Below are 21,601 nucleotides of genomic sequence, written 5' to 3' on the forward strand. Positions count from 1 at the left end.
CTCCCTGACGTTTGGTTATAAAGACGGGCCGCCTTATTCCGGCGGCTTGCGCTTGCATATCTGTTTTCCGCATATCGAGAGAAGAAAGTATTCGTTCTTTTCAGGCAGCAGGCTCATTAACCTGTGTGCTCCAAAACAACTAACACATTCGGGAACCGGACATGCTGAAGAACGTCATCAAATCGGTCGTCGCCACCCTGGTGCTGGCGCAAGCCGCCCACGTCGCACAGGCGGCCGATCTCTCGCTGCTCAACGTCTCTTACGACCCGACGCGCGAACTCTACGCCGACTATAACAAGGCCTTTTCCAAGTACTGGAAGGAAAAGGCCGGTGACAACGTCACCATCAAGGCTTCCCACGGCGGTTCCGGCAAGCAGGGCCGCTCCGTCATCGACGGCATCGATGCCGACGTGGTGACCCTGGCCCTGGCCTACGACATCGACGAAATCTCGGAAAAGGCCAAGCTGCTGCCGGCCGACTGGCAAAAGCGCCTGCCGCACAACAGCTCGCCCTATACCTCCACCATCGTGTTCCTGGTGCGCAAGGGCAATCCCAAGGGCATCAAGGACTGGGGCGACCTGATCAAGCCGGGCGTGTCCGTCATCACTCCCAACCCCAAGACCTCGGGCGGTGCGCGCTGGAACTACCTGGCCGCCTGGGCCTATGCCAAGCAGAAGGGCGGTAGCGACGACGCTGCCCGCGACTATATCGCCAAGCTCTTCAAGAACGTGCCGGTGCTGGATTCCGGTGCCCGTGGCGCCACCATCACCTTCGTCGAACGCGGCATCGGCGATGTCCTGCTGGCCTGGGAAAACGAAGCCCTGATCTCCCTGAAGGAATGGGGTCCGGACAAGTTCGACATCGTCGCGCCGTCGATCTCCATCCTGACCGAGCCGCCGGTGGCCGTGGTGGACAAGGTGGTGGACCGTCGCGGTACCCGCAAGGTGGCCGAGGAATACCTCAAGCACCTGTATTCCGAGGAAGGCCAGGAAATCATTGCCAAGAACTACTACCGCCCCATCGATCCCAAGATCGCCGCCAAGTACGCAGCGCAGTTCCCCAAGCTGAACCTGGTGACCATCGACAAGGACTTCGGCGGCTGGCAAAAGGCCCAGAAGACCCACTTCGCCGATGGCGGTACCTTCGACCAGCTCTACGCACCCAACAAGAAGTGATCTGAAACCTGGCAGGGCGCCGGCCGCGCCGGCTCCCTGCCGCTTCCTCCCGCTCAACGCTCAAGCATAAGACATGACCATCCTGCTCCTGGCCGGCAGCCCTTCGGCGCCTTCCCGCTCCACCCGCCTGCTGCACCACGTCGGCGACAAGCTGGCCCAGCTCGGCCACCGCCATGCCCGTCTGGAGGTGCGCGACCTGCCGGGCCAGGCCATCCTGCGCGCCGACTGGAACAATGCGGAGATCCAGGCAGCCCTGTCCACGGTGGAGGAAGCTTCGGCCGTGGTGGTCGCCACCCCGGTCTACAAGGCGGCCTACAGCGGCATCCTCAAGGCCTTCCTCGACCTGCTGCCGCAGTTCGGCCTGACCAACAAGCTGGTGCTGCCGCTGGCCACCGGTGGCAGTCAGTCGCACATGCTGGCGCTGGACTACGCCTTGCGCCCGGTGCTGTCCTCGCTCAATCCCAAGCACGTCCTGCCCAGCATCTACGCCACCGAGGCCCAGGTGACCTGGAGCGAAGAGCAGGGCCTGGTGCTGGATGCGCCCATCGCCACCCGCGTCGATGAAGGCGTGGCGCAGTTGTCGGCCAGCCTGTTGGCCCTGCACAAGGCAGCGCCGGAAGAGTTCCGCGAAATACCGTTCTCGCAATTGCAGTACAGCGTCTCCTACTGATGCTTGCCGACGCAAACTGACATCCCGTATTGAAACCGGCCGGAGTGATCCGGCCTGTCTTGAACGTCTGAACCAAACGTCTGAAACGATCATCGGCCGGTGCAGCCGAAAGCCTTCTGCACGCCCAAATCTGGAGAAAAACGTGTCCGCCAACAAGAACAAGATTGTCCATTCCTCCCGTCGTCGCACGCTGGTCGGCCTGTCGGCCCTGGCGCTGGCGACCGCAACCCTTGCCCTGGGCGCCGCCGCGGTGCAGGCCCAGGAAGCCAAGGTTCTGCGCATCGGCTACCAGAAGGCGGCCAATACCCTGGTCTTGCTCAAGGCCCACGGCACGCTGGAAAAGCGCCTGCAGCCGCTGGGCGTGGAAGTGAAATGGGCCGAGTTCGCGGCCGGTCCGCAATTGCTGGAAGCGCTCAATGTCGGCTCGGTCGATTTCGGCTACGTCGGTGAAGCCCCGCCGGTGTTTGCCCAGGCCGCCGGTGCCGACTTCGTCTATACCGCCTACGAAATCCCGACCCCGGACGCCGAAGGCCTGCTGGTGCAGAAAGATTCACCGATCAAGAGCGTGGCTGAACTGAAGGGTAAGAAGATCGCCTTCAACAAGGGGTCCGACGTGCACTGGCTGGTGGTGGCCCTGCTCAAGAAGGCCGGCCTGCAATACAGCGACATCCAGCCGGTCTACCTGGCGCCGGCCGATGCCCGCGCCGCCTTCGAACGCGGTGCCGTGGATGCCTGGGCGATCTGGGACCCGTTCCAGGCAGCCGCCGAAAAGCAGGTCGGTGCGCGGCGCCTGGCCAGCGGCGTGGGCGCGGTCAGCCATCACCAGTTCTTCCTGAGCGCGCGTCCTTTCGCGGCGAAGAACCCGCAGGTGCAGAAGGTCCTGCTGGAAGAGATCACCCGTGAAGGTGAATGGGTGCGTACCCATACCGGCGAAGCGGCTGCCCAGCTGGCGCCCATCCAGGGCCTGGATGCCGACATCATCGAAACCGGCTTGAAGCGCTACGCCCACGTCTACAAGCCGGTCGATGCCCAGGTGCTGGCCGAGCAGCAGAAGATCGCCGATGCCTTCTATGAACTGAAGCTGATCCCCAAACAACTCAAGGTCAGCGATGCCGTCCTCAAATGATGTCCACCCGGTTGCCGCAGCACAGGAGTCAAGCATGAACGTTTTCTGGTTTATCCCCACCCATGGAGACAGCCGCTACCTCGGTACCACCGAAGGCGCGCGCCCGGTCAGTCATGACTACATGAAGCAGGTCGCCGTGGCCGCCGACACGCTGGGCTACGACGGCGTGCTGCTGCCCACCGGCCGTTCCTGCGAAGACGCCTGGGTGGCCGCCGCCAGCCTGATCGATGCCACCCGCCGCCTGAAATTCCTGGTGGCGGTGCGCCCCGGCCTGACCGCGCCGACGTTGTCGGCACGCATGGCTGCCACCTTCGACCGTCTCTCCAATGGCCGCCTGCTGATCAACGTGGTCACTGGCGGCGATCCGGTAGAGCAGGAGAGCGATGGCATCTTCGGCAGCCACGCCGAGCGTTACGAGATTTCCGACGAGTTCCTCAAGATCTGGCGCGAGGTGCTGGCCAAGACCCATACCGGCGAAGAGACCCATTTCGAGGGCAAGCACCTGCGCGTCAAGGGCGCCAAGGCGCTCTATCCGCCCCTGCAGAAACCCTATCCGCCGCTGTACTTCGGCGGTTCCTCGGACGAAGCCATCGACCTGGCCGCCGAACAGGTGGACGTCTACCTGACCTGGGGCGAACCTCCGGCTGCGGTGGCCGAGAAGATCGCCCGCGTGCGCGAACGCGCCGCCCGCGCCGGTCGCACCCTGCGTTTCGGAATCCGCCTGCACGTGATCGTGCGCGAGACCAACGAAGCCGCCTGGCGCGCCGCCGATGAACTGATCAGCCGCCTGGACGGCGAGACCATCGCCAAGGCCCAGACCAACTTCGCCCGCATGGATTCGGAGGGGCAGCGTCGCATGGCGGCCCTGCACGGCGGCCGACGCGACAAGCTGGAAGTGAGCCCCAACCTGTGGGCCGGGGTCGGCCTGGTGCGCGGCGGTGCCGGTACGGCGCTGGTGGGCGATGGCCCCACGGTCGCCGAACGGCTCAAGGAATATGCAGCGCTGGGCATCGATACCTTCATCCTCTCGGGCTACCCGCACCTGGAAGAATCGTATCGCTTCGCCGAGCTGGTCTTCCCACTGTTGCCACGTCCGCAGCGCGAGACCCTGCCGGGATTCAACCTGACCGGCCCCTTCGGCGAGATCGTCGGCAACACCGAGCTTCCCAAGGCCGCGCCGGTGCGCGTGTCGGCCAGCTGAGGCAGGCATGACGAGCGCATCCAATCCGCTGAACAGCGCTACCACCGGCGCCGCCAGCACCAGCACCAGCGCACCCGCCGGCAAGGCCGCCCGTGCGGCTGGCCGCTCGCCGCGCAAGGCGCGTGGCGCCTGGGTGGGCTGGCTGTTGCCGGTGCTGCTGCTGGCGTGGTGGCAACTGGCCTCACAGGCCGGCTGGCTGTCCAGCCGCATCCTGCCGGAACCGTTTGCGGTCCTGACGGCGGCCTGGAAACTGTCGGCCTCCGGTGAGCTGTGGCGCCACCTGGCCGTCTCCAGTGGTCGCGCGGCCTCGGGCTTTGCGGTCGGTGCCGGGCTGGGCCTGGTGCTGGGCCTGCTTTCCGGCAGCCTGCGCTCGGCCGAACTGCTGCTCGATACCACGCTGCAGATGGTGCGCAATATCCCGGCCCTGGCCTTGATCCCGCTGGTGATCCTGTGGTTCGGCATCGACGAGACGGCCAAGCTGTTCCTGGTCTCGGTGGGCGTGTTCTTCCCGGTCTATCTCAATACCTTCCACGGCATCCGCTCGGTGGACCAGGGCCTGATCGAGATGGCCAGGAGCTATGGCCTGTCGGGCTGGCCGCTGTATCGCGACGTGATCCTGCCGGGCGCCTTGCCATCCATCCTGGTCGGGCTGCGCTTCGCGCTGGGTCTGGTGTGGGTGTTGCTGATCGTGGCCGAGACCATCTCCGCCCAGGCCGGCATCGGCTACATGACCATGAATGCCCGCGAATTCCTGCAGACCGATGTGGTGCTGGTCGGCATCCTGCTCTATGCCTTGCTGGGCAAGCTGGCCGATACCGCTGCCCGTGCGCTGGAGCGCTTCTGGCTGCGCTGGCATCCGGGTTACCAATGAATTCGCATCAGGAGAACCGTATGCGTCACGACCAACAGGAAAATCAGGAGCTGGGCCGCGCTGCCGGTCGCGGCGTGGGCTTGAAGCTGCGCGCCGTGTCCAAGGCCTTCAGCGGTCGTACCGTGTTGCACGACATCGACCTGGACATCGCCCCCGGCGAATTCGTCGCCATCGTCGGTCGCAGTGGTTGCGGCAAGAGCACGCTGCTGCGCCTGGTGGCGCAACTGGATGCAGCCAGCGGCGGTGAGGTGGTCTATGAACACGATGCCGGCGGCGAACCCGAAGTGCGCATCATGTTCCAGGATGCGCGCCTGCTGCCCTGGAAGCGGGTGCAGGCCAATGTGGCGCTGGGGCTGCCCAGGCAGCACGCGCCGCTTGCCCTGCACGCCCTGCAGCAGGTCGGCCTGGATCAGCGCGCCGGTGAATGGCCGGCGGTGCTCTCGGGTGGCCAGCGGCAACGCGTGGCCCTGGCCCGGGCGCTGGTGCACGACCCGCAATTGCTGTTGCTGGACGAGCCGTTGGGTGCGCTTGACGCCCTGACCCGCATCGAGATGCAGGCCCTGATCGAATCGCTATGGCGCGAGCGCGGCTTCACCGCCTTGCTGGTGACCCACGACGTACAGGAAGCGGTCGCCCTGGCCGACCGCGTGCTGCTCATCGAAGACGGCCGGGTGACGCTGGATCAGCGCATCACGCTGGCCCGCCCGCGCTCACGCGGACAGGCGCAGTTTGCCGCGCTGGAAGAAGCCATCCTGGCGCGCGTGCTGCGTCATCCTGGCAGCGACGCCAATGCCATCGACGATGGTGCCACCGCAGAACTGGAGCCTGCTTTTGTCCCACGCGGCGTGCAGCAGGTGCAGTGGGCGGTCTGAGGCCGCACATGATTTGACCGTTTCAGAAAGTCCGACCATTTCAACCCATGCGGCGCGGCAGGTGCCGACGCCGTTTCATCAAGGAGCAGAGCATGACCATTCAAGCGATCAACGTACGTAACCAGTTCAAGGGCAAGGTCAAGGCCATCATCGAAGGTTCGGTGGTGTCCGAGGTGGATGTCGAGACCCCGGCCGGTATCGTCACTTCCGTCATCACCACCCGTTCGGTCAAGGACCTGGGCCTGACCATCGGCAGCGAAGTCGTGGCGCTGGTCAAGGCCACCGAAGTGTCGATCGCCAAGCTGTGATCTTTTCCGGCCGCCCATCGGTCAATCTCGCCCGGGCGGCATATTTTTCCAGGAGCAGGCCCGATGGCATATCAGGCTTTGGATGCTTACCTGGCGCGTCTGCAAGCCACCCAGTCGACCTCCTCCAAGGTCTGGCTGGATGAGCAGGGACGTGCCGCAGGGCGTTTCTTCAATACATCGCTGACCTCGGCCTTCCAGCCGGTGCGCAGCTTCGAACAGGGCAGCATCGTCGCATGTGAAGCCTTTGCCCGCAGTCATTCGGCGGTCGATGACGGACTCCATCTCTGGAAGCTGCTCGACCAGGCCGCCAGCGACGACGAATCGGTCGAGCTGGACCGCCTGTGCCGCATGCTGCACGCCATCAACTATTACCGTCAGGTCGGGCAGGGCGGCCTGGGCGATACCGACGCCCCCGAGCTGCATCTGTCGGTGCATGCGCGCCTGCTGGCCGCCGTCAACAACAATCATGGCGTGGCCTACCGCCGCATCCTGGCGGCACTGGAGTTGCCGCACGAGCGCATCGTGCTGCAACTGCCGGTGGTCACGCCCAACCAGCGCTGGCTGCTCAACTATGTGCTGGACAATTACCGCCGCAATGGCTTCCGCCTCGGAGTCTCGGCCAATAGCCCGCTGGAGGCATTGGGCTTGCTCGACAAGATCAAGCCGGACCTGATCAAGGTCGATGCCCGCGAACTGCCCGATCCCGACAGCGTGGCCTTGCTCTTGCTGCGGGCGGCGGAGCAGGGCGTACGCATTTTCTTCAAGCGCGTCGAGAACCGCGAGGTCTTCGACAAGCTGAGCCAGTTCGGCCAGGCCCTGGCCCAGCCCATCCACGCCCAGGGTTATCTGTGGGACACCCCCGGTGCGAGACTGCCGGACCAGATATCGGGTATCCGGGATGCGGCTTGAGGCATACTCCGTGATTCCATCGTCAACAGCGAGGTCTGCATGAGTCTGTCGTCCCACGTTTCCCCGGCCCCGGCGCGGCTGTCCGATTTCCGCGTACTGGTGGCGCCGGGCCTGTCCGATAGCGGCCCCGAGCACTGGCAATCGCGTTGGCAACGCCTCTACCCGGCCTTCGAACGGGTGCAGCAAGACGACTGGGAAACCCCCGACCTGCCGGCCTGGTCGCAGCGCCTGGGCGAAGTGCTGGCGCGCGATGGCCGACCGACCGTGATCGTGGCGCACAGCTTCGGATGCCTGACTACCGTGCAGCGCACCGCTGCCCTGCTGGCCGAAGGGGGCTCGGCCCATCCCATCGTGGCGGCCCTGCTGGTGGCACCGGCCGATCCGGCCAAGTTCAGCGTGAGCTCGGCGGTACGCCACCGGTTGCCGTATCCGGCCCTGGTGGTCGGCAGCGACAACGACCCCTGGATGAGCGCCGACCGCGCCCGCCACTGGGCCGAGGCCTGGGGCGCACAGTTCCGCTCCATCGGCCCCCGCGGGCATATCAATTCCGAGTCCGGCCTGGGCGACTGGACGCAGGGCCAGCAATGGTTGCTGGAGTTGCTGGAGCAGATTCCCTGAGGCGTGTTCGGTCTGCAGGGCCGCGCACATAAAGACGGTTTTCGGTGGCTTCTTATGCGCTTTTCTTCTAAAGGCATGCAAAAAACTTCGTTCTCTTTATAACCTGCGAATGCGATTATCGGTCACCTATAGTCGCATTTGTAATAAAAAGAGAACGACATGTCCGCAACCCCTGTTTCCCTAGCCGCCCCACGGGCCGCGCCAGTGGCCGCTTCCGGCGGGACCGGCCGGCGCGTATTGCCCGGTTTCCGATTGTCGCTGGGCTTCACCATCTTCTATCTGGCGCTGATCGTCCTGATCCCGCTGTCGGCCTTGTTCCTGAAGACCTTCACGCTGACCTGGGGCGGTTTCATCGATGCCGTGACCTCGCCACGGGTGATGGCCTCCTATCGCCTCAGCTTCGGGGCCTCCCTGATCGGTGCTTTCCTGAACGTGATCTTCGGCGGCATCGTGGCCTGGGTGCTGGTGCGCTACCGCTTCCCGGGCAAGCGCATCATCGATGCCCTGGTCGATCTGCCATTTGCCCTGCCCACGGCCGTGGCCGGCATCGCCCTGACCACCCTGTATTCGCAGAACGGCTGGCTGGGCAAGCTGCTCGCCCCGCTGGGCATCAAGGTCGCCTTCACCCCGCTGGGTGTGCTGGTGGCGTTGACCTTCATCGGCTTGCCGTTTGTGGTGCGCACCGTGCAACCGGTGCTGGAAGAGGCCGAGCGCGAGCTCGAAGAAGCCGCCGCCAGCCTGGGCGCCAACCGCTGGCAGACCTTCACCCGCGTGGTCTTCCCCACCATCCTGCCGGCGCTGCTGACCGGGTTTGCGCTGGCCTTTGCGCGCGCCTCCGGCGAATACGGCTCGGTGGTCTTCATCGCCGGCAACATGCCGATGGTGTCCGAGATCACCCCATTGTTCATCGTCACCAAGCTGGAGCAGTACGACTATGCCGGCGCCACCGCCATCGCCATGGTGATGCTGCTGGTGTCCTTCGTCTTGCTGTTGACCATCAACCTGTTGCAAGCCTGGACCCGCAAGCGCGGCCAGGCGGAGAGGACCTGAGATGAGTGGCGCGCCTGTTTCCCTCGCCGGCCAGAACATCGCCCGCGGCGAGCCGCCGATCACCCCCGGAGCCACCCTGGAACCGTTCTGGGTGCGTGCCCTGTTGATCGGCATTGCCCTGGTGTTCCTGACGCTGTTCCTGTTCGTGCCGCTGGTGGCGGTGTTCTATGAAGCCTTGCGCAAGGGCTGGGATGTCTATGTGGCCTCCATCACCGAGGCCGACGCCTGGTCGGCCATCAAGCTGACCGTGATCACGGCGGCCATCGCCGTGCCGCTGAACCTGGTATTCGGCGTGGCGGCGGCGTGGGCCATCGCCAAGTTCGAGTTCCGTGGAAAGAACGTGCTGCTGACCCTGATCGACCTGCCGTTCTCGGTCTCGCCGGTGATCTCGGGCCTGATCTACGTGCTGCTGTTCGGCCTGCAAGGCTACCTCGGCCCCTGGCTGCGCGAACATGACATCAAGATCCTCTTCGCCGTGCCGGGCATCGTGCTGGCCACCATCTTCGTGACCTTCCCGTTCGTGGCGCGCGAGCTGATCCCGCTGATGCAGTCGCAGGGTAGCGAAGAAGAGGAGGCCGCGCTGGTGCTGGGCGCCTCCGGCTGGCGCACCTTCTGGCACGTGACCCTGCCCAATATCAAGTGGGGCCTGCTGTATGGCGTCATCCTCTGCAACGCCCGTGCCATGGGCGAGTTCGGCGCGGTATCAGTGGTTTCCGGCCACATCCGGGGCGAGACCAACACCATCCCGCTGCAGGTCGAAATCCTCTACAACGAATTCAACATCACCGGCGCCTTCGCCGTGGCCTCGCTGCTGGCTTTCCTGGCCCTGGTCACACTGGCCATCAAGAGTGTCATCGAGTGGCGGCTGCATCAGCAGCACAGCGCCAGCGAGCAAGTCTAAGGAGTTCTCATGAGCATCGAAGTCCATCACATCCAAAAGCGTTTCGGCAGCTTCACCGCACTCAACGACGTCTCGCTCAACTTCCCGGCCGGCGAACTGACCGCGCTGCTGGGGCCCTCGGGCTGCGGCAAGACCACGCTGTTGCGCATCATCGCCGGTCTGGAATCGCCTGACTCCGGCCAGGTGCTGCTGGATGGTGAAGACGCCTCGGCACGCCATGTGCGTGAGCGCCAGGTCGGGTTCGTGTTCCAGCACTACGCCCTGTTCAAGCACATGACCGTGTTCGAGAACATCGCCTTCGGCCTGCGGGTGAAACCGCGCGCCCAGCGTCCCTCGGAAGCGGCCATCCGCGAGAAGGTCAAGAGCCTGCTGGAACTGGTGCAACTGGACTGGCTGGCCGACCGCTATCCACCGCAACTCTCGGGCGGGCAGCGCCAGCGCATCGCCCTGGCGCGTGCACTGGCCGTGGAGCCGCGCGTGCTGCTGCTGGACGAACCCTTCGGCGCACTCGATGCCAAGGTGCGCAAGGAACTGCGCCGCTGGCTGCGACGCCTGCATGATGAATTGCACGTCACCAGCATCTTCGTCACCCACGACCAGGAAGAAGCGCTCGAAGTGGCCGACCAGGTGGTGCTGATGAACAAGGGACAGGTGGAACAGATCGGCACGCCCGAAGCGGTCTACAACCATCCGGCCTCACCCTTCGTCTACGGCTTCCTGGGCAATGTGAACCTGTTCCATGGCCGCCTGCACGAGGGCGTGCTGGATGCTGCTGGTGCCCGTTTCGAGGCGCCCGGCCATGACGATACCCGCGATGCTTCCGGCGTCGGTTACGTGCGGCCGCACGATCTGGATGTGGAACGCTACGCGCCCGGTGCCCAGGGCATCGTGGTGCAACTGCGCCGCGCCCATGCCATCGGCCCGCTGGCCCAGCTGGAACTGGAGCGCGACGACAACGCCGAGCTCATCGAAGCCGTCATCCCCAACGAACGCTTTGCGCAGCTGGGACTGAAGAATGGCGACACCCTGGTGGTGCGCCCGCGCCGCCTGCAGGTGTTCGCCCAGCAGGAAGGAGGGACGGCACGATGAACTTCCAGCAACTGCGCTCCATCCGCGAAGCCGCCCGTTGCGGCTTCAACCTGACCGAAGTGGCCAATGTGCTGTTCACCTCGCAACCCGGCGTGAGTCGCCAGATTCGCGAGCTGGAAGAAGAACTGGGCGTGGAAATCTTCGAACGCAACGGCAAGCGTCTCACCGGCCTGACCGAGCCCGGCAAGGGCATCCTGGGCATCGTCGAACGGCTGCTGCTGGAAGCCGAGAACCTGCGCCGCGCCAGCAAGGAATACGCCGGCGAGCAGAGCGGCACGCTCTCCATCGCCACCACCCACACCCAGGCCCGCTACGTGCTGCCGCGCATCGTGCAGGCCTTCCGCGACGCCTTTCCGCAGGTACGCATCGCGCTCCAGCAGAGCGCGCCGGAACACATCGCCGAATGGGTCATCTCCGGCAAGGCCGACATCGGCATCGCCACCGAAGGCCTGTCGCAGTTCAAGGAACTGGTGTCCTTCCCCTGTTATACCTGGAGCCACGTGATCGTGGTGCCGAAGGGCCACCCGCTGCTGGGTCTGGAACAGGTGACCCTGGAAGACCTGGGGACCTGGCCGCTGATCACCTATGACGTCGGCTTTACCGGCCGGGGCCATATCGACGAAGCCTTCCGCCAGGCCGGCATCGAGCCCGACATCGTGCTCACCGCCATGGATTCGGACGTGATCCAGCAATACGTGTCGCTGGGCATGGGCGTGGGCCTGGTGGCCTCGATGGCGGTCGACCAGGGCAAGCACCAGGACATGGTCGCCATCAATGCGGCGCACCTGTTCAAGGCCAACATCGCCCGACTGGCGGTGCGTCGTGGTGCCTACCTGCGTGGCTATGCGCTGGACTTCATCCAGCAGTTCGCCCCCGAGCTCAAGCGCGCCGACATCGTCGCAGCGCTCAATGAGGCTAATGCCCAGACCTGAACGCAGACACGCCTACAGGTTCTTGCGATAGACGATGAAGCCGGAGTCGATGGCCAGCGTGTCATAGAGCCGGCGCGCCGTCGCATTGCCGTGGTGGGTATGCCAGTAGACGCGTTCGGCGCCATCGGCAGCCGCACGGCGGTAGAGCTCTTCGATCAGTGCGCGCCCCACGCCGCGCCCGCGAGCGGCTTCGGTGGTGAACAGATCCTGCAGATAGCAGGTCGGACCGATCAGGATGGTATTGCGGTGGTAGAGGTAGTGCGCCAGGCCCAGCAGCCTGCCGTCGGCTTCGGCCACCAGCGCATGGACCGGCTCGCCGGCATCGTGGATGCGCGCCCAGGTGGCCTGGGTGATCGGCAGGGGCAGGGCAGTAGCGCCGCTGCGACCGTAGAAGGCATTGTAGTCATCCCACAGGATCTTCCATTGCGGGTAGTCGTCGTGGCGTGCGCCGCGAATCTGCAGCGCGCTCTCAGGGGCTTGCTCGGGCATCGGGTCTCCAGGGCGCCGGTCGGGCGCGTGAAGCCGCAGTATAGCCTTGCGCTGACAAATCAAAAGGCCGGAGGACGTAGGTACAGCCCTACGCCCTCCGGCCTTTTTCATGGGCGGTTCGCCCGGGGTGATGCGTGAATCCCGATCGTGTCAGACCGTGCGGGTCGGCGTCGTGGTGAAGGTGTCGGTGCTGCTGGGCTGGGTGCTGGCAGCCTGCGCTACCTGGGCGGACTGACCGGCCGCATTGAGGACGTCGTTGAAATTGACGGCCGGCTTCTTCGTCGTTTGCTGCGTGTTGGCTGGCGTATTGCTGTGGTAGATGGAAGAAATGGAATTGATCGACATGCGTGCACTCCTGATTAAGGCTGTCCCCCCGGGCGAGCGCCCAGACCGATGTTGCCAGGGCAGTATAGGTGCGTGATGGCGTGCTGCTACGCCGGTTTACCCAAACTTGCGCATCTTTACCTGTGCCGGCTGGCGGCGTCGGATCGCTTCATTTGCGCAGGCGTGCCGCGCATTGGTCGCGCAGGGTGGTGTCTTCCGCCGTGTCGTCGTCGCCATCGCTGGTGGCGGCCTGTGCACCCGGTGCACCCGGTACGCCCGGATGTGCGCACCGGCGGTAGGCCGCCACATAACGCTCGAACTCGGCCCGCGCCTGCGCCCTCGGCAGGCTGGCCAGGCGGACGATGAAGCCACGGCTGCCGATCTCGAAGTGCTGGTAGTCGATGGGTTGCTTCCACTGGCCACCCCAGACCAGGAAGCCGTGATCGTAGAACACGCTCACCACCTCCTCGGCCATGCCGGCTTGCGCGGGCGTGCGCTGCAGGTAGCTGCTGCCCTTGGGCGGAAGCACTTCCTGTGCGCTGCTGCCGGCCTGGCTCACATAGGGGTTCTGCAGGGGATTGATATCGATGGCGGCGCCATAGGCATGCTTGGACCAGCCACCGCCGCCGGTCATGGGCCGACCGTTGAAGGCGGAACTGTTATTGGCGACCATGGAGCGCTGGTCATCGCCATCGAACGCTTCCAGTGCGCGCGCACCGGCCAGCGGAAAGGAGCGCAACAGCAGTTCGCCGAACAGCGACTCCACCTGCGGCGCCACTGCATCCAGCACCACCACCGCGCCCTGGCGGGTGGCACCGTCGAAATCGGTGTAGTCGAAGCTGACCCGGGACAGGCGCGCGCAGGGGACCGGATTGGCCGCCGTGATGACCTTGCGCGCCTTCATGTCGGCACACTGCGCCGGCGAGACAGGTGTGATGTCGGCATGGGCCGCAGACATCATGGACAAGCCGGCGAGCAGGGCGGCGATCAGGGTAATCCGGCGGCCAGGGGAGGGCGGCAGGAGGAGGGCGGGCAAGGTCGTCATAGGCGGCGATGATACGGGTTTTCAGGCAAGAAAGTGTTGCCTTTTGATTCACATTGCCTGCGATGACTGACATCAAGATGCGCCATTTTCTGACAGCCTGCGGCCGCCGGAGCGGGAATAATCCATATCCAGAAACAGTCGAACTTCGGCAAGGACCCATCTGGCCGAATGTCGGCACAACCCATCAACAACCTTTGGAGGCAAAACATGCAGATTCGCCACACCCTCTTGGCTGCCGCCGTCTTTACTGCCGTGCTCGCCGGCTGCAACAAGCGCGACGAAGCGCCCGCCACGCCGGCCGCCACCCCGCCGGCCGCATCGGAACCGGCTCCGGCCACCACCACCCCGACCACACCGGCACCGGCTGACTCCGGCTCGACCGCCACTCCGGCGACCCCGACTCCGACCACGCCGTCGGATTCCTCGGCCACCAGCCCGAGCACGCCGCCTGCGACCACGGGCGACACCGCCGGTGGCGAGAAGAAGTAAGCACAGCATTCAAGCGCCAGCCTTCGCATAACAAGAGCCAGACAAGAACGGCAACAGCCGCACCATCATCCCGCAGTGGGAACAGCACTGCATGCGCCGCGTCAGGCAACTGACGCGGCGCTTTCTTTTGAGGTACGGCAGTGAGAGGCTAGTGAAAGGGGCGCGACGGGCAGGGCGAGATGGACCCAAGGGGCAGGCCGTTCTGCCTCCTGGGGAAGGCGTCAAAATCTTTCCGAACTTTTTTTTGCGGCCCGCAGTCGTACAGGTGGTTGAACTGTTCCTTCAACCTCCCTCTTGATAGGGAACTTGCCCGCAGTTTATTGGCTGCGGGCTTTTTTTTCGCCGCTCACTTTGCGCCGTGTGGCTTGACCACCGCGATCATGGCGCCGAAAGCCGGTCCCATATTGGCTTCGAGGGTGGGATACATGCGCGAGATGCTGCCGTCCAGATAAAGGGCGTCGCTACACTTCAGTTCGTCGCGCAAAAAACTGGCGAAGTCATGGAAGCTGATCGGATTGCGCGCAATGGCCAGCGTGACCACCCCGGCTGCGTCCAGGCAGGCGGCATTGCGCACCACCGTATTGGCCGAATCGGGATCGAAGCGCGGGTTGATCTTGCCATCCACGATCAGCAGCGGCCCCGACTGCGTGGCATAGCGCGCCACCGAATTCCACAGCCCCAGCTCGGCCTCGTAGTCCGAGGTCTCCACGATATAGGCCTGGCGCTCGCTGAGGACAAACACCCCATTGGGCTGCAGGTAGAAGTTGCCATAGGCGTTCTTGCGGGTATTGAGGCGGCGCAGCTGCGTGCCGGCCTCGACGTACAGACCCAGCGGCTGCAGCTGCTTGTCGTAGATGCCGGCATTGGTGGCGCACACCATGTCCAGCCCCTGGCTGCGCAGATGGGCGTCCAGCCGCAGGAAATTGCCCAGCGGTGCGCCATTGGCATCCTTCCAGTACATGCGGATGGTGTCGCTGCGCGGATCGGCGCGACAGGTGCTGATGAAGACCTGGTGATACTGGTATTGCCTGATCTCGGCAGCGCCGGCCAGCGCCGGACAAAGCAGGGGAGCCGCCAGGATGACCAGCGCCAGGCGACGCAACAGGGGGGAGCGGAGGAGGAAATGAAGCATCGAAACCGGGTCTTGTTCTGCGGGAATACGCGGGGCGAGGCCGTATTGTAATTGTGGGCAGCCCGGCCTGCCACCGGTTTCCCGGAATCGGCTGCAAATCCGCCACCAGCATGGCTTTGCGAGTATCGCACCGAAATGGCTCATGCTGCAGTGCGAGCCTGCACCAAATTTAGGAAAATGAAGAAAATCAGCATGAAATGTGCGAGAAATCGAATTTGACAGGGTAAAAATGACGGACTACGGCCAATTATCAAAAAAAAGTTGCCCTTCATGACGAGGGTGTTACACTCTGCCCCCATGCTTCGGCCGGCCCCCGGAATTATCAGGGCCAGAGAACCGGAGCCCTACGCGCGCCGGCCTGCTGGCCAGGTAACGGCGCCTCTTGAATCCGTTCCATCCTGGAGGAAACGTCAATGAAATCTGCAAGCCGTCTGACCAAGATCGCCCTGGCCGCCGCCACCTTCGCCGCCTTTGCCGGCGTGGCGCATGCCGAGACCGTCAAGATCGCCATCGCCGGTCCCCTGACCGGTGCCGTGGCCCAGTACGGCGACATGGTCAAGGCCGGTGCCCTGACCGCGATCGAACAGATCAACGCCGCCGGTGGCGCCAATGGCAACAAGTTCGAAGCCGTGATGATGGACGACGCCTGCGAACCCAAGCAAGCCGTGGCCGTGGCCAACAAGATCGTCAGCCAGGGCATCAAGTACGTGATCGGTCACGTCTGCTCCGGCTCCACCATCCCGGCCTCCGACATCTATGAAAACGAAGGCGTGGTGATGATCACCCCGTCGGCCACCGCTCCCCAGCTGACCGAAGCCAAGCCGCACAAGTTCATTTTCCGCACCATCGGTCGCGATGACCAGCAGGGTCCTGCTGCCGCCCGCTATGTGATCGAAAAGCTCAAGCCCAAGAAGGTCGCCGTGCTGCACGACAAGCAGTCCTACGGCCAGGGGGTGGCTTCCTCGGTCAAGGGCGCACTGGACGCCGCCAAGGTGCCGGTGGTGCTGTTCGAAGGCATCAATGCCGGTGACAGCGACTACTCCGCCATCGTCACCAAGCTCAAGTCGCAGGGCGTGGACTTCGTCTACTTCGGCGGCTACCACCCGGAAATGGGCCTGATCATGCGCCAGGCGCGTGAGCAGGGCGTCAAGGCCGTGTTCATGGGCCCTGAAGGCGTGGGCAACAAGGACATCACCGCGATTGCCGGCCCGGCTTCCGAAGGCATGCTGGTGACCCTGCCGGCCGACTTCGCCGCTGACCCGGCCAATGCCGCCCTGGTCAAGGCCTTTGCCGCCGCCAAGCGCGACGCCAACGGTCCGTTCCAGATGCCGGCCTATTCCGGCGTGAAGATCATTGCCGATGCCATCACCGGCGCCAAGTCCACCGATCCGGAAAAGGTCGCGGCCTACATCCACGCCAACAGCTTCAAGACCCCCATCGGCAACGTCGAATACGACAAGAAGGGCGACCTGAAGTCCTTCAAGTTCGTGGTCTTCACCTGGCACAAGGACGCCACCAAGACCGAAGCCAAGTGATTCCCCGCGAATCGTTGGCATGACCGTCTGACCTGACGTCAAACAGCGAAATGCCCCACCGCGAAATTCTCGGATGGGGCATTTCCACTTCTGGACCCTCCACATGAATGAATTGCTCCCACAACTGACCCAGCAGCTCGTCAACGGGCTTTCGCTGGGCGCGATCTATGCCTTGATCGCCATCGGCTACACCATGGTCTACGGCATCATCGGCATGATCAACTTCGCCCATGGCGAGATCTACATGATCGCCTCCTACGTGGGCCTGGTGACGCTCACCGCCATCGGCGTGCAGTCCGGCTACCCCTTGCCGCTGCTGCTGGGTGGCGCGCTGATCGTATCGGTACTGGTCACGGGCCTGTATGGCTGGACCGTCGAGCGCGTGGCCTATCGCCCACTGCGCGGCGGTCCGCGCCTGGTGCCGCTGATCTCGGCCATCGGCATGTCCATCTTCCTGCAGAACTATGTACAGATCGGCCAGGGCGCGCGCGACATGTCGGTGCCGGTGCTGATCTCGGGCGCGCTGGAATTCCAGATGGGCAGCGACTTCACCGTCACCGTGCCGTATTCGCGCATGGTCATCGTCGGTGTCACGCTGCTGCTGATGGTGGCGCTGACGCTGTTCATCGCGCGCTCGCGCATGGGCCGCGCCTGTCGTGCCTGTGCCGAGGACATGGGCATGGCCAACCTGCTGGGTATCGACACCAACAAGGTCATTTCCTTCACCTTTGTATTGGGTGCAATGCTGGCCGCAGTGGGCGGTGTGCTCATCGCGCTGACCATCGGCAAGCTCAATCCCTACATCGGCTTCATCGCCGGCATCAAGGCCTTCACGGCGGCGGTGCTGGGTGGTATCGGCAGCATTCCCGGCGCCATGCTGGGCGGCGTCCTGCTGGGCCTGGCCGAGACCTTTGCCGCCGGCTACCTGCCGTCGGAATACAAGGACGTGGTGTCCTTCGGCCTGCTGGTGCTGATCCTGCTGTTCCGTCCCACGGGCCTGTTGGGCAAGCCCGATATCGAAAAGGTCTGAGCGCAGCGCGCCTGACGGACAACGAATTATTCAAGGAGGCGTGATGCCTGAGACTTTCAAGAATGCCGTGGCGGCGGCGCTGGTGACCGCCGTACTGACCATCCCGCTGCTGGGCATGCAATTGCAGCTGGAAGGTTACCGGGTGGTGCTCAATACCCACTGGACCCCGGTGCTGGTGGCGGTGATCGCCGTGTTCCTGTTCCAGCTGGTCAAGCCGGCGCTGTCGCGCTCGGCCGCTGGCGTGAAGCTGCCGGCCCTGCCACGCATGCAGCCGCGCCAGCAGCGCGCCGCCGTGATCATCCTGCTGATGGCGGCGCTGGTATGGCCCTTCTTCGGTTCGCGTGGTTACGTGGACGTGATGACCCTGGCGCTGATCTACGTGGTGCTGGGCCTGGGCCTGAACATCGTGGTCGGCTTCGCCGGCCTGCTGGACCTGGGCTATGTCGGCTTCTACGCCGTGGGGGCCTATACCTATGCACTGCTGAACCAGTATGTCGGCCTCTCGTTCTGGGAGTGCCTGCCGCTGTCGGCGGCGGCTGCGGCGCTGTTCGGCTTCCTGCTGGGCTTCCCGGTGCTGCGCCTGCGCGGTGACTACCTGGCCATCGTCACGCTGGGCTTCGGCGAAATCATCCGCCTGCTGCTCAACAACATGACCAGCCTGACCGGCGGCCCGGATGGCGTGTCCGGCATCCCCAAGCCCACCGTGTTCGGCCTGGCGATGGCGCGCAACCCCCTGACCGAGGGTGGTACCACCTTCCATCAGGTGTTCGGTCTGTCGTACCAGGGTGGACACATGGTGATCTTCCTGTACTTCCTGGCCCTGCTGATGGTGTTGTTCACCTACCTGGTCACCAGCCGCCTGCTGCGCATGCCCATGGGCCGCGCCTGGGAAGCCCTGCGCGAAGACGAGATCGCCTGCCGCTCGCTGGGCATCAACCCGACCAGGGTCAAACTCTCGGCCTTCACGCTGGGCGCCGCCTTTGCCGGCCTGGCCGGCTCCTTCTTCGCCGCCCGCCAGGGACTGGTGACACCGGAATCCTTCACCTTCATCGAGTCCGCCCTGATCCTGGCCATCGTCGTGCTGGGTGGCATGGGCTCGCAGCTGGGCGTGATCCTGGCCGCCATCCTGCTGACCGTGCTGCCGGAAGTGGCGCGCAGCTTTGCCGAATACCGCATGCTCATCTTCGGTCTGGTGATGGTGCTGATGATGATGTGGCGTCCGCAAGGACTGCTGCCTGCCACCCGTCCGCATGTGGAGCTGCCGCAATGAACCAACCTGTGAACACCATGCTGGAAGTGGCCAACCTGTCGATGCGCTTCGGCGGCCTGCTGGCGGTCGATGGCGTCTCGCTGTCGGTCAAGGAAGGTGAAGTCTTCGCCATCATCGGCCCCAACGGTGCCGGCAAGACCACCGTCTTCAACTGCATCAGCGGCTTCTACCAGCCGACCTCGGGCGAGATCGCGCTCGATGGCGTCTCCATCGCCCGCCGTCCCAGCCACCAGGTGGCGCAGCAGGGACTGGTACGCACCTTCCAGAACATCCGCCTGTTCAAGTCCATGACGGTGGTGGAAAACCTGCTGGTGGCGCAACACCAGCAGGTCAATACCAACCTGCTGGCAGGCCTCTTGAAGACCCCCGGCTACCGTCGTTCCGAGCAGGAGGCGCTGCAACGCGCCGCCTACTGGCTGGACCAGCTGGGCCTGACGGCACTGGCCAACCGCGAAGCCGGCACGCTCTCCTACGGCCTGCAGCGCCGGGTGGAGATCGCCCGCTGCATGATCACCCGGCCGCGCCTGCTGTTGCTGGACGAACCCGCCGCCGGTCTGAACCCGCAGGAAAAGCAGGAGCTCTCGCAACTGATCGACCGCCTGCGTCGCCAACACGGCGTGGCCGTGCTGCTGATCGAACACGACATGAGCCTCATCATGGGCATCTCCGACCGCATCCTCGTCATGGAGCACGGCAAGCCCATCGTCACCGGCACCCCGGACGAGGTGCGCAGCGACGAGCGCGTGATCAAGGCCTACCTGGGAGAAGAATGATGCTGCAGTTTGACAAGGTGCATACCCACTACGGCGCCATCGAGGCGCTGCACGGCGTGTCGCTGAATGTGGAAAAGGGCGAGATCGTCACCCTGATCGGCGCCAACGGGGCCGGCAAGACCACGCTCTTGATGACGCTGTGCGGACGTCCGCGTGCCTCCAGCGGCCGCGTGATCTTCGAGGGGCAGGACATCACCGCATTGCCGACCCACGAGATCATGCGTCGCGGCCTGGCGATCTCGCCGGAAGGGCGGCGCGTCTTCCCCAGCCTGACCGTGCTGGAAAACCTCAAGATGGGCGCCTTCTTCGCCAGCAATGAGGCCATCGAACAAGGCATCGAGTATGTCTTCGGCCTGTTCCCGCGCCTGAAGGAACGCGCGGCCCAGCGCGCCGGCACCATGTCCGGCGGCGAGCAGCAGATGCTGGCCATCGGCCGTGCGCTGATGAGCAAGCCGCGCCTGCTGTTGCTGGACGAGCCCACGCTGGGCCTGGCACCGCTGGTGATCGCACAGATCTTCGAGATCATCCGAACCATCCGCGAAAGCGGCGTGACGGTGTTCCTGGTCGAGCAGAACGCCAACAAGGCACTGGGCGTGGCCGATCGCGGCTATGTGCTGGAGAACGGTCACGTGGTCATGTCCGACACCGGCGCCAACCTGCTGGCCAACAGCGACGTGCGCAAGGCGTATCTGGGACACGGCTGAGCCCCTGGCGGCGCTTGCAGATGACGGCCCGGTCGCTCTCAGACCGGGCCGTTTTTTTTTCGCACTACGAGAGCGGCCGGCCGGGCTGACATGTCATACCAGACGACCAGCTGTGCCTGGCGGTGTGCAGATGCAGCCGGTTTTTTGGACAGGTGTGCATGCCGCCGTCTGCTGTAAGTGACATTTGGGATTGTTTCAGGCTATTCTCGATATTCAATGAGGAAAAGCATGAAAATGATTTCGCAGCATCTGAAGAAACTGGGCATGGGCAGCTTGCTGTTGGCCAGTGCCTGGCTTTTTCCGGCTGCGGCGCATGCCGACCGGCTGGCCGAGATCCAGGCACGCGGCACCCTGGTCTGTGCCACGCTGGCCAATAACGAACCGCTCGGCTATCCCGATCCGCAGACCCGGCAGGTGGTCGGCTTCGATGTGGACATGTGTGCGGCGGTGGCGCGCAAGCTGGGCGTGCAGATGCAACAGAAGAGCGTGACCGTGGAAGCCCGTCTGCCGGCGCTGATCCATGGCGAAGCCGACCTGGTCTCGGCGGCGCTGGGTTACACCCGCGAACGGGCGCACCAGATCGATTTCACCGCCTCCCATTACCAGAACCCGATCAAGCTGATCGTGCAATCCGACTCCGGCCTGAACCTGGTATCGGACCTGGCCGACAAGCGCATCAGCGCCAATCGCAGCTCCACCCCGGAACAGGCGGCGCGGCGCGTACTGCCCAAGGCCACGGTGCTGGGCTTTGTCGATACTCCGCAGGCCTTCCTGGCACTGGCGCAGGGCAAGGTGGACGCACTGGCCATCTCCATGCCGTCGGGCGTGCGCTTCGTCAACGAATCCACGGGACGCTTTCGCTTCGTGGAAGGGGCGCTGGCCTGGGAGCCCACCGCGCTGGGTGTCAAGAAGGGTGAGCGCCGACTGCTGGCCGCCATCAATCAGGGTCTGATGGAGATGGAGAAGGAGGGCGAGATCGATGCCCTCTGGAGCCGCTGGTTCGGGCCCAAGACCAAGTTCAACATCCCCCGCGACAAGAAGCTCACGCCCATTGCCAGCCTGCGTTAGGGACGATGGAAAAAAACGAT

General features: G+C 64.4%; 24 protein-coding genes. 20 read left to right on the forward strand and 4 right to left on the reverse strand.

Annotation, left to right across the window (positions count from 1 at the left end):
• Positions 1-161 precede the first annotated feature (161 nt).
• The 13 genes from HBH1_RS02820 (at position 162) to HBH1_RS02880 (ending at position 11,722) form a co-directional block, all read left to right on the forward strand.
• Positions 162-1,175 (forward strand): sulfate ABC transporter substrate-binding protein, encoded by a 1,014-nt coding sequence (locus tag HBH1_RS02820; protein ID WP_102661492.1) that lies wholly within the window; start codon positions 162-164, stop codon positions 1,173-1,175.
• A 73-nt stretch (positions 1,176-1,248) separates the two neighbouring features.
• Positions 1,249-1,845, forward strand: coding sequence for an NADPH-dependent FMN reductase (ssuE, locus tag HBH1_RS02825; protein ID WP_102661493.1), 597 nt, complete (start codon positions 1,249-1,251; stop codon positions 1,843-1,845).
• Between the two features lie 142 nt (positions 1,846-1,987).
• Positions 1,988-2,971, forward strand: coding sequence for a sulfonate ABC transporter substrate-binding protein (locus tag HBH1_RS02830; RefSeq protein ID WP_102661494.1), 984 nt, complete (start codon positions 1,988-1,990; stop codon positions 2,969-2,971).
• A 34-nt stretch (positions 2,972-3,005) separates the two neighbouring features.
• A complete protein-coding gene (gene ssuD, locus HBH1_RS02835; protein ID WP_102661495.1) occupies positions 3,006-4,172 on the forward strand; it encodes an FMNH2-dependent alkanesulfonate monooxygenase in 1,167 nt (388 codons plus the stop codon).
• Between the two features lie 7 nt (positions 4,173-4,179).
• On the forward strand, positions 4,180-5,043 hold the full coding sequence (gene ssuC, locus HBH1_RS02840) for an aliphatic sulfonate ABC transporter permease SsuC (RefSeq protein WP_006464489.1): 864 nt from the start codon (positions 4,180-4,182) through the stop codon (positions 5,041-5,043).
• A gap of 20 nt (positions 5,044-5,063) precedes the next feature.
• Positions 5,064-5,915, forward strand: coding sequence for an ATP-binding cassette domain-containing protein (locus HBH1_RS02845; RefSeq protein WP_102661496.1), 852 nt, complete (start codon positions 5,064-5,066; stop codon positions 5,913-5,915).
• Between the two features lie 92 nt (positions 5,916-6,007).
• Positions 6,008-6,223: a TOBE domain-containing protein gene (locus tag HBH1_RS02850; protein WP_006464491.1), complete on the forward strand. Its 216-nt coding sequence runs from the start codon at positions 6,008-6,010 to the stop codon at positions 6,221-6,223.
• A gap of 63 nt (positions 6,224-6,286) precedes the next feature.
• Complete coding sequence (locus HBH1_RS02855) at positions 6,287-7,132, forward strand: EAL domain-containing protein (protein WP_006464492.1); 846 nt, start codon at positions 6,287-6,289, stop codon at positions 7,130-7,132.
• Positions 7,133-7,171: 39 nt separating this feature from the next.
• Entirely contained in the window at positions 7,172-7,750 is a 579-nt protein-coding gene (locus tag HBH1_RS02860) for an RBBP9/YdeN family alpha/beta hydrolase (RefSeq protein ID WP_006464493.1), read from the forward strand.
• A gap of 159 nt (positions 7,751-7,909) precedes the next feature.
• Positions 7,910-8,800, forward strand: coding sequence for a sulfate ABC transporter permease subunit CysT (gene cysT, locus HBH1_RS02865; RefSeq protein ID WP_077235102.1), 891 nt, complete (start codon positions 7,910-7,912; stop codon positions 8,798-8,800).
• Between the two features lies 1 nt (position 8,801).
• Complete coding sequence (cysW, locus tag HBH1_RS02870) at positions 8,802-9,701, forward strand: sulfate ABC transporter permease subunit CysW (RefSeq protein ID WP_077235103.1); 900 nt, start codon at positions 8,802-8,804, stop codon at positions 9,699-9,701.
• 9 nt (positions 9,702-9,710) lie between these two features.
• On the forward strand, positions 9,711-10,790 hold the full coding sequence (locus HBH1_RS02875; RefSeq protein WP_006464496.1) for a sulfate/molybdate ABC transporter ATP-binding protein: 1,080 nt from the start codon (positions 9,711-9,713) through the stop codon (positions 10,788-10,790).
• Positions 10,787-11,722 carry a CysB family HTH-type transcriptional regulator gene (locus tag HBH1_RS02880; RefSeq protein WP_102661497.1) on the forward strand — a complete coding sequence of 312 codons (936 nt, stop codon included), beginning with the start codon at positions 10,787-10,789 and terminating at the stop codon, positions 11,720-11,722. Before HBH1_RS02875 ends, HBH1_RS02880 begins: the two co-directional genes overlap by 4 nt.
• Before the next feature lie 12 nt (positions 11,723-11,734).
• On the opposite strand, the gene HBH1_RS02885 is transcribed toward HBH1_RS02880, so the two are convergent.
• The 3 genes from HBH1_RS02885 to HBH1_RS02895 form a co-directional block, all read right to left on the reverse strand.
• Entirely contained in the window at positions 11,735-12,211 is a 477-nt protein-coding gene (locus tag HBH1_RS02885; protein WP_102661498.1) for a GNAT family N-acetyltransferase, read from the reverse strand.
• A gap of 150 nt (positions 12,212-12,361) precedes the next feature.
• A complete protein-coding gene (locus HBH1_RS02890; RefSeq protein WP_077235105.1) occupies positions 12,362-12,556 on the reverse strand; it encodes a hypothetical protein in 195 nt (64 codons plus the stop codon).
• Positions 12,557-12,704: 148 nt separating this feature from the next.
• Positions 12,705-13,580: a M15 family metallopeptidase gene (locus tag HBH1_RS02895; RefSeq protein ID WP_102661499.1), complete on the reverse strand. Its 876-nt coding sequence runs from the start codon at positions 13,578-13,580 to the stop codon at positions 12,705-12,707.
• A gap of 207 nt (positions 13,581-13,787) precedes the next feature.
• Here HBH1_RS02895 and HBH1_RS02900 point away from each other — a divergent pair, with 207 nt between their 5' ends.
• Positions 13,788-14,069: a hypothetical protein gene (locus tag HBH1_RS02900; RefSeq protein ID WP_039876100.1), complete on the forward strand. Its 282-nt coding sequence runs from the start codon at positions 13,788-13,790 to the stop codon at positions 14,067-14,069.
• A 346-nt stretch (positions 14,070-14,415) separates the two neighbouring features.
• Here HBH1_RS02900 and HBH1_RS02905 read toward each other — a convergent pair whose 3' ends face one another.
• On the reverse strand, positions 14,416-15,201 hold the full coding sequence (locus tag HBH1_RS02905) for a phosphodiester glycosidase family protein (protein ID WP_102661500.1): 786 nt from the start codon (positions 15,199-15,201) through the stop codon (positions 14,416-14,418).
• A gap of 413 nt (positions 15,202-15,614) precedes the next feature.
• Here HBH1_RS02905 and HBH1_RS02910 point away from each other — a divergent pair, with 413 nt between their 5' ends.
• From HBH1_RS02910 to HBH1_RS02935, 6 genes are all read left to right on the forward strand, one after another.
• Positions 15,615-16,736, forward strand: a complete 1,122-nt coding sequence (locus HBH1_RS02910; RefSeq protein WP_077235111.1) for a branched-chain amino acid ABC transporter substrate-binding protein — start codon at positions 15,615-15,617, stop codon at positions 16,734-16,736.
• Between the two features lie 103 nt (positions 16,737-16,839).
• Positions 16,840-17,766 carry a high-affinity branched-chain amino acid ABC transporter permease LivH gene (gene livH, locus HBH1_RS02915; protein ID WP_006464506.1) on the forward strand — a complete coding sequence of 309 codons (927 nt, stop codon included), beginning with the start codon at positions 16,840-16,842 and terminating at the stop codon, positions 17,764-17,766.
• Positions 17,767-17,809: 43 nt separating this feature from the next.
• Positions 17,810-19,036, forward strand: a complete 1,227-nt coding sequence (locus HBH1_RS02920; protein ID WP_102661501.1) for a high-affinity branched-chain amino acid ABC transporter permease LivM — start codon at positions 17,810-17,812, stop codon at positions 19,034-19,036.
• Positions 19,033-19,809, forward strand: a complete 777-nt coding sequence (gene livG / locus HBH1_RS02925) for a high-affinity branched-chain amino acid ABC transporter ATP-binding protein LivG (RefSeq protein ID WP_102661502.1) — start codon at positions 19,033-19,035, stop codon at positions 19,807-19,809. The genes HBH1_RS02920 and livG overlap by 4 nt, the downstream gene beginning before the upstream one ends.
• Positions 19,809-20,513 carry an ABC transporter ATP-binding protein gene (locus tag HBH1_RS02930; RefSeq protein ID WP_006464509.1) on the forward strand — a complete coding sequence of 235 codons (705 nt, stop codon included), beginning with the start codon at positions 19,809-19,811 and terminating at the stop codon, positions 20,511-20,513. The genes livG and HBH1_RS02930 overlap by 1 nt, the downstream gene beginning before the upstream one ends.
• Positions 20,514-20,741: 228 nt before the next feature.
• Complete coding sequence (locus HBH1_RS02935) at positions 20,742-21,581, forward strand: ABC transporter substrate-binding protein (RefSeq protein WP_102661503.1); 840 nt, start codon at positions 20,742-20,744, stop codon at positions 21,579-21,581.
• Positions 21,582-21,601 lie beyond the last annotated feature (20 nt).

Origin of the sequence: Herbaspirillum sp. BH-1 (assembly GCF_002870055.1) — a bacterium.
Lineage (GTDB): Bacteria > Pseudomonadota > Gammaproteobacteria > Burkholderiales > Burkholderiaceae_D > Herbaspirillum > Herbaspirillum frisingense.